This is a genomic window from Bradyrhizobium genomosp. III (assembly GCF_000261705.1).
In the GTDB taxonomy this organism is placed as follows: Bacteria; Pseudomonadota; Alphaproteobacteria; order Rhizobiales; family Xanthobacteraceae; genus Bradyrhizobium; species Bradyrhizobium ottawaense.
The window spans coordinates 25,342-35,294 of the sequence record NZ_AJQF01000099.1; the positions used below are offsets into that span (position 1 = coordinate 25,342).

Genomic DNA, 9,953 nt, shown 5'->3' on the forward strand with positions numbered 1-9,953 from the left:
CGTCGAGAATTCGAGCGGCGCAATCGTCATGCAATGCGCATGGTGTGGTGATCGTTTAGGGATTTGACGGCGGTTTCGCGGAATTGTGCTCCGCATATAAGGCGGCGCGGAACACGCGCGACCCACGAGCATCTCCGCGCGCAACGAAACAGCCCGCTACTACCACCGCCCATCTGACGCCGCCTAGAGTTTGCGCAGGTTGATGTGGATGGGCGGCTCTAGACGATGCGCGCGTTCGTGCTGGGATTGTGCACCGCGATGGTGCTGGTGGTGCGGGTTGCCGACGCGCAAATGCCTTTGCCGGCCGCGATGCCGCCAGCTGGCGCGACACTCTTCAAGCAACAATGCGCGGCGTGCCACACGTTGAGCCTGTCGGAGCCGGCGCGCCAGGGACCGCCGCTGCTCAAGGTCGTGGGCCGTCCCGCCGGCAAGGTCGAGGGCTTCAGGTATTCGCAAGGCCTCGCGAACGCGGATTTCACCTGGGACGAAGCCCGGCTCGACGCGTGGCTGACCAATCCGCAAGCCGTCATTCCCGGCGTCGTCATGGCCTACCGGCAAGGCAAGCCGGAGACGCGCGCCGCCATCATCGCTTACCTGAAGGAGCAGCACTGAATGGCAAAGCCGGTGCATTCCATGATCCGCGTGCTTGATGAAGCGCGCTCGCTCGACTTCTACCGGCGTGCCTTCGGCCTCGAAGTCGCCGACCATCTGAAATTCGCGGACTTTGCCCTGATCTATCTGCGTCACCCCTCCTCACCTTTCGAGGTCGAGCTGACGGTGAATTTCGATCGCAAGGAGCCGTACCAGCCCGGCGACGGCTACGGCCATCTCGCCGTCGTGGTCGAGGATCTCGAGACCGAGCATGCCCGCTTCGAGCGCGAGAAGCTCGCGCCAGGGCCCTTACGCGATTTCAAGCACGACGGCAGGACGCTGGCGCGCTTCTTCTTCGTCAGCGATCCCGATGGCTACAAGATCGAGGTGATCCAGCGGGGCGGACGTTTCAACTGATCCAATCATAAAATCAAAATTGACGGAGGAATGCCATGAGAGAAGTCGATCGTCGAAGCAAGCACAGCCGCCGCGTCTTTCTCAAGGGCGCGGCGACCGCCGTGCCGGTCGTGGCCGTCGCGACCAGCGTCGCTGTGAGCATCGAGGATGCGTGGGCCGATGATTCCAGCGCGCTCTCGCCCGCAACGATGAAGACATTGCTGAAAGTCGCGCGCGACATCTACCCGCACGACGTGCTCGGCGACAACTACTACATCACCGCGATCAAGCCGTGGGACGGCAAGGCGGCGAAGGATCCCGCCGTCAAGTCGCTGATCAGCGACGGCATCACGCGGCTCGATCAGAATGCGCGGGATCGCCACAAGGTGCCCTATGTCGAAGTGCCATGGGAAGCCGACCGGGTCGTGCTCTTGAAGGAGATCGAGGGAAGCGACTTCTTCCAGAAGGTGCGCGGCGACCTCGTCGTGTCGCTCTACAACCAGAAGGAGGTCTGGCCACGCTTCGGCTACGAGGGCTCCTCGGCCGAGCACGGCGGCTACATCAACCGTGGCTTCGCCGACATCGACTGGCTGCCGAAGGCTTGAGACCCACCCCAACGGTTCAGGAGAACGCATATGGCAAAATTCGATCTGAACGACTCCAGCGTTGTGGTGATCGTCGGCTCCGGTGCCGGCGGCGGCACGCTGGGCAACGAGCTCGCGCAGAAGGGCGTCAAGGTGGTCATTCTCGAAGCGGGTCCCCGCATCGAGAACCACGACTTCGTCAACGACGAATGGGAGAGTTTTTCCCAGCTCGCCTGGACCGATGCACGCACCACGTCGGGCACGTGGCGCGTCGCCAAGGATTTTTCCGGCCTTCCCGCCTGGATCGTCAAGGCGGTCGGCGGCTCGACGACCCATTGGGCCGGCGCCTCGCTGCGCTTCGACGAGCACGAGTTCAGGGTGAAAAGCACCTACGGCAACCTTCCCGGCGCAAACCTCCTCGACTGGCCGGTTACCCTCGCCGAAATGGAGCCGTGGTACGCCAAGGCCGAGAACAAGATGGGCGTGACCCGCACCAACGGCATTCCCGGCCTTCCCGGCAACAATAATTTCAAGGTGCTGGAAGCCGGCGCCAGGAAGCTCGGCTACAAGACGGTGCACACCGGCAACATGGCGATCAACAGCCAGCCGCGCGACGGCCGCGGCGCCTGCCAGCAGATCGGCTTCTGCTTCCAGGGCTGCAAATCCGGCGCGAAATGGTCGACGCTCTATACCGAGATCCCCAAGGGCGAGGCGACCGGAAATCTCGAAGTGCGACCGAGCAGCATGGCGATCAAGATCGAGCATGACGCTGGGGGCAAGGTCACCGGCGTCGTCTACGCCGACGAGAGCGGCGCGATGCAACGGCAGAAGGCGCGCATCGTCGCGGTCGCCGGCAATTCGATCGAGAGCCCGCGGCTGCTGCTCAACAGCGCCTCGACCATGTTCCCCGACGGCCTTGGCAATTCATCGGGCCAGGTCGGCCGCAACTACATGCGGCACATGACCGGCAGCGTCTATGCCGTATTCGAGAAGTCCGTGCACATGTATCGCGGCACCACCATGGCCGGGATCATCCGCGATGAAGCCGCCAACAATCCGAAGCGCGGCTTCGTCGGCGGCTACGAGATGGAGACGCTGTCGATCGGGCTGCCGTTCATGGCGGCGTTCCTCAATCCCGGCGCCTGGGGCCGTCCATTCACCGCAGCGCTCGACGGTTATCCCAGGATGGCCGGCATGTGGCTGGTCGGCGAGGACATGCCGCAGGAGACCAACCGCATCACGCTCGACCCTCGCGTGAAGGACAAGTTCGGGCAGCCGGTCGCGAGCGTACATTTCGACGATCATCCCAACGATCTCGCGATGCGCGCGCACGCCTACAAGCAGGGCGCTGCGGTCTACGACGCCGTCGGCGCCACCGTGACCTATCCGACGCCGCCCTATCCGAGCACCCACAATCTCGGCACCAACCGCATGAGCGAGAAGCCGCGCGACGGCGTGGTCAACAAGTTCGGACAGAGCCACGACGTCAAGAACCTGTTCGTCTCGGACGGCAGCCAGTTCACCAGCGGCGCGGCCTGCAACCCGACGCTGACCATCGTCGCGCTGGCGATCCGGCAGGCGGATTACATCGCGGGTGCGATGCAGAAGAAGGAGATTTGAGGAGGGGGTGTTGTCACCGCGCCAGCGATGGCGACGTTGAAGGATTGCGTATCCACACCCAAGGTGTCGTCCCGGCGAACGCCGGGACCCATAACCACAGGGAGACATTCGGCGAAGATTGATCGTTCGGTACACCGACCTTCTGCAACAGCGAGATCACGCGGTATGGGTCCCGGCGTTCGCCGGGGCGACATTGTGGAAGCGTGCTCGCGCCTAACTGCTACTCCGCCGCATCGAGAATCGGTGCCACCGTCGCCTTGAACTCCGGCACCGTCGCCATGCTCTTCGAGCGATAGATCAGACACGAGCAGCGCAGCAGCGAGGCGAAATTGTTGACCTCGCCGTGATGGTCGAGGACCTCGTTGTAGAGCGTGGTCAGGAACTTGCCGACGCTCATATTCTCCCTGGCCGCGATCTCCTCCAGCGTATCCCAGAACGCCATTTCCAGCCGGATCGAGGTGCAATGGCCGTCGATCCGCAAGGAGCGGGTCTGGGATTCGTAGTCGCCCTGGGGCTGATGCGCAAAGAGATGGCACATGGCGTCCTCCCGTCCTGTTGCCGTTTTTTCACGATGCTACACCGCTGCCCGGCGCCTCACAATCCGGACCGTCGTCGGATGTCGGCCGATCCCGGTTGCGCAATTTCTCGAACGCTCAATGTCTTCAATGTGATAGGCAGCCCTCTTCCCCAGGCGGCTACACGGCTGTTGCCCAACACATGCTTTTGACGCAACACGGCCTAGAATAGCGCCGTCCGCGAATCCAGATTCGTAAGCCTAAACTCAGAACCTCATGCCCGTCCGCCAATTGCCCGAACAGGTCGTCAACCGCATCGCCGCTGGCGAGGTGGTCGAACGACCGGCGAGCGTGGTCAAGGAGCTGGTCGAGAACGCCATCGATGCCGGCGCGAGCCGGATCGACGTCTTCACCGACGGCGGCGGGCGGCGGCGGATCGGCATCACCGACGACGGCGGCGGCATGACCGCGAAGGACCTCGCGCTCGCGGTCGAGCGCCATGCCACCTCCAAGCTCGACGACGAGGATCTGCTGCAGATCCGCACGCTCGGGTTCCGCGGCGAGGCGCTGCCCTCGATCGGCTCGGTGGCACGACTGTCCATCACCACCCGGCATGCCGGTGAGCCGCACGCCTGGGCGCTCACGGTCGAGGGCGGCGAGAAGTCCGAGATCATGCCGGCGGCGCTGGCGCATGGCACCCGTGTCGAGGTTGGCGACCTCTTCTATGCGACGCCGGCCCGGTTGAAATTTTTGAAGACCGACCGCACCGAGGCCGAGGCGATCCGCGAAGTGGTCAGGCGCCTCGCGATGGCGCGGCCCGATATCGCCTTCACGCTGGCGGGCGAAGAGCGCGCACCGGTGACCTGGGCTGCCGCGCTGCCCGGCGCGGCCGGACGGCTGACGCGGCTCGGCGACATTCTGGGCGCTGAGTTTCGCAGCCATGCCTTCGAAGTCCACGCCGAACGCGAGGGCGTGGTGGTCAGCGGCTATGCCGCAGCTCCCGCACTGACCAAAGCCAATGCGCTCGGGCAATATCTCTTCGTCAACGGCCGCCCGGTCCGCGACAAGCTGATCCTGGGGGCGGTCCGCGGAGCCTATGCCGACTATCTGCCGCGCGACCGCCATCCCGTGCTGGCGCTATTCGTCACGCTCGATCCGCGCGAGGTTGACGCCAACGTGCACCCGGCCAAGACCGAGGTGCGCTTCCGCAACGCCGGCCTCGTCCGCGCGCTGATCGTGCACGGGCTGAAGGAAGGCCTCGCGCGGGAGGGCCGACGCACGGCCGCCAACAGCGGTGAGAGCGCGTTGTCCTCGTTCCGGCCGGCCTTCACGCCCCCGCGCCCCGCAAGCTGGGACTGGCGGGCTTCGCCGTCCGCGCCCGTTGCGCCGATGCCATCATTTGAAGGTGCCGCCGCACCCGCTTTCGCAGAGCGCACGCAGGCCGCCTTCGACGTCGGCACGCCCAGTGCGGACGTGAGGATCGAGTCGCAGTCCATCAGCGACCTCGTCGACCGCCCGCTCGGCGCGGCGCGCACGCAGATCCACGAGACCTACATCGTCTCGCAGACCCGCGACGGATTGATCATCGTCGACCAGCACGCCGCGCATGAGCGCATCGTCTATGAGCGGTTGAAGGCCTCGCTGGCCGCGAACGGCGTGCAGCGGCAGATCCTCTTGATCCCCGAGATCGTCGAGATGGACGAGGCGACGGTCGAGCGCCTCCTGGAGCGCAGCGAGGAGCTCGCATCGTTCGGCCTCGCCATCGAATCCTTCGGCCCCGGCGCGGTCGCGGTGCGCGAGACACCCTCGCTGCTCGGCAAGACCAATGCGGGCGGCCTCTTGCGCGATCTCTCCGAGCACATGGCCGAATGGGACGAGGCGCTGCCGCTGGAGCGCCGCCTGATGCACGTCGCGGCGACCATGGCCTGCCACGGCTCGGTGCGCGCCGGCCGCAGGCTGCGGCCGGAAGAGATGAACGCCCTGCTCCGCGAGATGGAGGACACCCCGAACTCCGGGCAGTGCAACCACGGCCGGCCGACCTATGTCGAGCTGAAGCTGAGCGATGTGGAGAAACTGTTCGGGCGAAGGTGACGGTGCGTAGGGTGGATTAGCCGAAGGCGTAATCCACCTCTTCTGCTTCCGCGGAAAGAGACCTTGGTGGGTTACGCCTTCGGCTAACCCACCCTACGGCAGCGCAGCTACGGCCTCTTCAAAAACACGAACTCCGTGTCGTCATACGCCCGCCGCTCCAATTCCTCGTAACCTTCCGGCGTCGCGAACTGCGCGGCCTTCGCCTCCTCCACCACCAGCAGCGCGCCGGGCGTGAGCCAGCCGCCATCGCGCAAGCTTGCCAGCGCCTTCTCCGCAAAGCCCTTGCCATAGGGCGGATCGAGGAACGCGAGCGAGAACGGCTCGACGGGATGCGCGGGGCCGAGATCGGTCGCATCGCGGCGATAGACTTTCGTCACGCCGCCGAGGCCGAGCGACTCGACGTTATTGCGCAGCAGCGCCCGCGCTTCCGCGCCATTATCGACGAACAGCGTGAACTTCGCCCCGCGCGACGACGCCTCGATGCCGAGCGCGCCGGTGCCGGCGAAGAGATCGAGCACGCGCGCGTCTTCAATCGGATCGTCATAGGCATGCACGAGGATGTTGAACACGGACTCGCGCAGGCGGTCCGCCGTGGGGCGGATGTCGCGCGAGGACGGTGAGGCGAGATTGCGCCCCTTCAAACGACCGCCGACGACGCGCAAGCTAGTCCTCCTTCGGCGTCAGGTCGCGCTTGCCGTGATACCCGCGTTTCGGACGGCGCGGCGGGCCGTAGCCGTTGGCTTCCTCCTCGTTGCGCTCGCGCGCCTCCTCGCTGCCGGTGCGCTGCACCAGCACGCGGCGGCCCTTGCGGTCGTTGATCACCGCGCGCTTGCTGGCGGGCTTCGTCTCGCGCGGCGCGTCGTCGACGCGCGAGGCGGATTTCGAGGGCACGTCGAACTGCGCCCCCGACTTCTCGATCACCTTGTCGCCGAGCTGGTCGCGCAGCACGCGCGACTTGATCTCCTCGACCTGACCTTCGGGCACCTCGCCGAGCTGGAACGGGCCGTAGGAGACCCGGATCAGCCGGTTCACCTCGAGCCCGAGATGGGCGCAGACATTGCGCACCTCGCGGTTCTTGCCTTCGCGGATCGCGAACACCAGCCAGACGTTGGCGCCCTGGTCGCGCTCCAGCGTCGCTTCGATCGGACCGTATTTGACGCCCTCGACCTCGATGCCGTTCTTGAGCTCGTCGAGCTGCGCCTGGGTGACGTCGCCATGGGCGCGGACGCGGTAGCGGCGCAGCCAGCCGGTGTCCGGCAGCTCGAGCGTCCGCGCGAGGCCGCCGTCATTGGTGAGCAGCAGCAGGCCCTCGGTATTGAAATCGAGCCGGCCGATCGAGATCAGCCGCGGCAGGCCTTCGGGCAGATTGTCGAACACGGTCGGACGACCCTCGGGATCGTCATGCGTGGTCATCAGCCCGCGCGGCTTGTGATAGAGGAACAGCCGCGTGCGCTCGCGCTCCGGCAACGGCTTGCCGTCGACCAGAACGACGTCGTTCTTTGTAATGTCGAGCGCCGGCGAGTTGATGACGCGGCCGTTGACGGTGACGCGGCCCTGCGTGACCATCTCCTCGGCATCGCGGCGCGAGGCAAGCCCCGCGCGGGCCAGCGCCTTGGCGATGCGCTCGCCGGCCTTCTTCGGCTTCGGCTCTTCTTCCCGGCGCGGCCGCCGGTCGAAATCACGGTCGCGCTCGCGATAGGCGCCGCGGCCGCCGAAGGCGGGGCGTTTCTCGAAAATCCTGCTATCGTCTTCGTTTTCACGGCGCGGGCGATCACCGAAACGGCCTTCGCTGCGCGGATGCTCGTGCCAATCGGAACGGCCTTCCGACCGCTCGCGCGGACGATTGAATTTCGGCCGGTCACCGCCACGCCCGCCGCGGTCGCCATCGCCATCGCGACGGGGCCGATCGAATTTCGGACGGTCCTCGCGCGGCCGATCGAATTTGGGCCGCTCGCGGAACGGACGATCGCCCGATGTGCGATCGTCGCGCGAGCGCGAGAACCGCGGACGGTCCTCGCCGCTACCTTGACGGTCGTCGCGCTTCTGCCAGGGCTTGTCCTCGCCGCGATCACGGCCGCCGAAATCCTTGCGCGGGCCTTTGCCAAAATCCTTGCGCGGCGGACGATCGCCACGCGGACGGTCGTCGCGCTTCTGCCACGGCTTGGAATCGGAGCGCTCGCCACGATCGCGCGGGCGGTCGCTGCGGTCGGGTGCGCCCCGCGAGAACTTCCGCTCGCCGTCGAACTTGCGTTCCGGGCGGTCGCCACGCGGCGCATAGGGCTTCTTGTCGCCAAACTTTCTGTCACCGGTCCGGCCGGCGGGGCGGGAATCGTCGCGATCCCTGCGCGGCGGACGGTCGTCGCGGCCATAGGAGGGGCGATCACCGCGCGGCTTGAAGGGACGCTTCTCGCCATCACGCGAGGAGCGATCGGAGAACGGACGGTCGCCGCGCGGCTTGAAGCTGCGCTCGCCACGCTCCGCGCCGCCGCGGTCATCGCGCTTGAAGCGGGGACGGTCGGAAAAATCGCGGCGCGGGGCATCGCCCTCCTCGCGGCGGCGGAAGGGTTGACCCTCGCGGGGCGCGCGGCTGTCGCGGTCGCCACGGGGCGGGCGGCTGTCGCGATCGCCCCTCCCTTCGCTCTTGCCCTCAAAACCGCGCTTGGCGAACTTCTTCTCGGGGCCGCGCGCCTTGCCGGAACGGCCGCCTTTGGCCGGGCCTCGCCGGCCGCGGGAATCGTTGTCTTTGTCGCTGTCGCGAGGCATGAATAATCTCACTCAAGGGGGTGGCCGTTAGGCATTGTGCGCGCTCGTTCGGAGCCGCATGCCCAGGCAAAACCGGTAAGCACTTCTGCTGAAGGCGCAGCTACTAGCAGGTTTCTGGCGATGATACGAGGCTTGAAAGCCCCCTCCTTCATGGATTTGGCGCTCAGAACGGCCGAAAATGCCGGAAAAGCGGGCGAAGTTCCGATCGGGTGCGTGGTGGTCCGCAATTACGAGGTGATCGCCACCGCGGCGAACCGGACGCTGACCGATTATGACCCCACCGCCCATGCCGAGATCGTCGCGCTGCGCGAGGCCGCGAAAAAGATCGGCAGCGAGCGCCTGGTCGACTGCGACCTCTACGTGACGCTGGAGCCCTGCACCATGTGTGCGGGCGCGATCTCGTTTGCAAGGGTGAGGCGCCTCTATTACGGCGCCGCCGATCCCAAGGGGGGCGCGGTCGAGTCCGGCGTGCGGTTCTTCGCCTCCCCGACCTGCCACCACGCGCCGGACGTCTATTCCGGAGTCGGCGAGAGCGAGGCGGCGCGGCTGCTCAAGGAGTTCTTTCGCGAGCGGCGCTAGCTGCCTGCGAAAAACTCGCGCAGCGCCTGTGCTGTCACATCCGGGTTCTCCTCCGTGAGGAAGTGGCCGGAATCCACCGGCATGCCCACGACGTTCGTCGCCCATTGCTGCCAGGTGTCGAGCGGCGTCGCCGCGGCCTGTGCCACGCCGGCGTTGCCCCACAGCGCCAGCATGGGAATGGTGATCTTCTTGCCGGCTTCGAAATCGGCCTTGTCGAGGTCGTAGTCGAAATAGGCGCCGGCGCGATAGTCCTCGCACATCGCATGCACGCGGGCGGGATCGCGGAACGGGGCGATGTAGTGCTCGAGCGCGCGCGGGTCGATGGCATCCAGCGTCCTCGACCTGGTCTGGCTCGCCATCTTGAAGCGCAGGAAGAACTCGCCATTGCTCGAGATCAGCGTCTCCGGCAGCGGATAGGGCTGCGCCAGGAAGGTCCAGTGATAGATCTTCAGCGCGTAGGCGCGGTTCATCCGCTCCCAGTAATTATAGGTCGGCAGGATATCGAGCACCGCGAGCTTCGACAGCCGGCCGGGATGGTCGAGCGCGAGGCGATAGGAGACGCGGCCGCCGCGGTCGTGGCCGGCCAGCGCGAAGTGCACGTGACCGAGCCGCTCCATCACCTCCACCATCGCCTTGGCCATCGCGCGCTTGCTGTAGGGGATGTGCAGCGCATCGCTCTCGGGCATGTCGGACCAGCCATAGCCCGGCAGATCGGCGATGATCAGCGTGAAGTGCTTGGCCAGCTCAGGCGCGACCTGGTGCCACATCACATGGGTCTCGGAGAAGCCGTGCAGGAGCAGCAGCGGCGGGCCGC

Annotated in this window: 10 protein-coding genes; 6 read left to right on the forward strand and 4 right to left on the reverse strand. The window is 66.2% G+C overall.

Annotation, left to right across the window (positions count from 1 at the left end):
• Nucleotides 1-258: 258 nt before the first annotated feature.
• From IC66_RS0109705 to IC66_RS0109720, 4 genes are read left to right on the forward strand one after another with little or no spacing between them, the layout of a single operon-like run.
• Nucleotides 259-612 carry a c-type cytochrome gene (locus IC66_RS0109705; RefSeq protein ID WP_333913676.1) on the forward strand — a complete coding sequence of 118 codons (354 nt, stop codon included), beginning with the start codon at nt 259-261 and terminating at the stop codon, nt 610-612.
• Nucleotides 613-1,008, forward strand: coding sequence for a VOC family protein (locus tag IC66_RS0109710; protein WP_028140132.1), 396 nt, complete (start codon nt 613-615; stop codon nt 1,006-1,008). It begins immediately after the preceding gene.
• Nucleotides 1,009-1,043: 35 nt separating this feature from the next.
• Nucleotides 1,044-1,592 (forward strand): hypothetical protein, encoded by a 549-nt coding sequence (locus IC66_RS0109715; protein ID WP_038947482.1) that lies wholly within the window; start codon nt 1,044-1,046, stop codon nt 1,590-1,592.
• A gap of 30 nt (nt 1,593-1,622) precedes the next feature.
• On the forward strand, nt 1,623-3,191 hold the full coding sequence (locus IC66_RS0109720; RefSeq protein WP_018321944.1) for a GMC family oxidoreductase: 1,569 nt from the start codon (nt 1,623-1,625) through the stop codon (nt 3,189-3,191).
• 220 nt (nt 3,192-3,411) lie between these two features.
• Here IC66_RS0109720 and IC66_RS0109725 read toward each other — a convergent pair whose 3' ends face one another.
• The gene (locus IC66_RS0109725; RefSeq protein WP_038947483.1) at nt 3,412-3,729 is read right to left on the reverse strand and encodes a ribbon-helix-helix domain-containing protein; all 318 of its coding nucleotides are present in this window, start codon (nt 3,727-3,729) and stop codon (nt 3,412-3,414) included.
• Between the two features lie 253 nt (nt 3,730-3,982).
• Between IC66_RS0109725 and mutL the strand changes: the two genes are divergently transcribed.
• Nucleotides 3,983-5,797, forward strand: a complete 1,815-nt coding sequence (gene mutL / locus IC66_RS0109730) for a DNA mismatch repair endonuclease MutL (RefSeq protein WP_028140129.1) — start codon at nt 3,983-3,985, stop codon at nt 5,795-5,797.
• Nucleotides 5,798-5,904: 107 nt separating this feature from the next.
• Here mutL and rsmD read toward each other — a convergent pair whose 3' ends face one another.
• A complete protein-coding gene (gene rsmD / locus IC66_RS0109735; protein ID WP_028140128.1) occupies nt 5,905-6,459 on the reverse strand; it encodes a 16S rRNA (guanine(966)-N(2))-methyltransferase RsmD in 555 nt (184 codons plus the stop codon).
• A 1-nt stretch (nt 6,460) separates the two neighbouring features.
• The gene (locus IC66_RS0109740) at nt 6,461-8,560 is read right to left on the reverse strand and encodes a pseudouridine synthase (RefSeq protein ID WP_038947484.1); all 2,100 of its coding nucleotides are present in this window, start codon (nt 8,558-8,560) and stop codon (nt 6,461-6,463) included.
• Nucleotides 8,561-8,680: 120 nt separating this feature from the next.
• Between IC66_RS0109740 and IC66_RS0109745 the strand changes: the two genes are divergently transcribed.
• On the forward strand, nt 8,681-9,139 hold the full coding sequence (locus tag IC66_RS0109745; protein WP_038947486.1) for a nucleoside deaminase: 459 nt from the start codon (nt 8,681-8,683) through the stop codon (nt 9,137-9,139).
• On the opposite strand, the gene IC66_RS0109750 is transcribed toward IC66_RS0109745, so the two are convergent.
• Nucleotides 9,136-9,953: alpha/beta fold hydrolase (locus tag IC66_RS0109750; RefSeq protein ID WP_038947487.1), on the reverse strand; the 818-nt coding region annotated here is incomplete at its 5' end. The genes IC66_RS0109745 and IC66_RS0109750 overlap by 4 nt on opposite strands.

Excerpts from the sequence above, each read along its gene's own strand:
- IC66_RS0109705 (WP_333913676.1), top strand. The coding sequence starts at position 259 with ATGGTGCTGGTGGTGCGGGTTGCCGACGCGCAAATGCCTTTGCCGGCC.
- IC66_RS0109710 (WP_028140132.1), top strand. The coding sequence starts at position 613 with ATGGCAAAGCCGGTGCATTCCATGATCCGCGTGCTTGATGAAGCGCGC.
- IC66_RS0109715 (WP_038947482.1), top strand. The coding sequence starts at position 1,044 with ATGAGAGAAGTCGATCGTCGAAGCAAGCACAGCCGCCGCGTCTTTCTC.
- IC66_RS0109720 (WP_018321944.1), top strand. The coding sequence starts at position 1,623 with ATGGCAAAATTCGATCTGAACGACTCCAGCGTTGTGGTGATCGTCGGC.
- IC66_RS0109725 (WP_038947483.1), bottom strand. The coding sequence starts at position 3,729 with ATGTGCCATCTCTTTGCGCATCAGCCCCAGGGCGACTACGAATCCCAG.
- mutL (WP_028140129.1), top strand. The coding sequence starts at position 3,983 with ATGCCCGTCCGCCAATTGCCCGAACAGGTCGTCAACCGCATCGCCGCT.
- IC66_RS0109740 (WP_038947484.1), bottom strand. The coding sequence starts at position 8,560 with ATGCCTCGCGACAGCGACAAAGACAACGATTCCCGCGGCCGGCGAGGC.
- IC66_RS0109745 (WP_038947486.1), top strand. The coding sequence starts at position 8,681 with ATGATACGAGGCTTGAAAGCCCCCTCCTTCATGGATTTGGCGCTCAGA.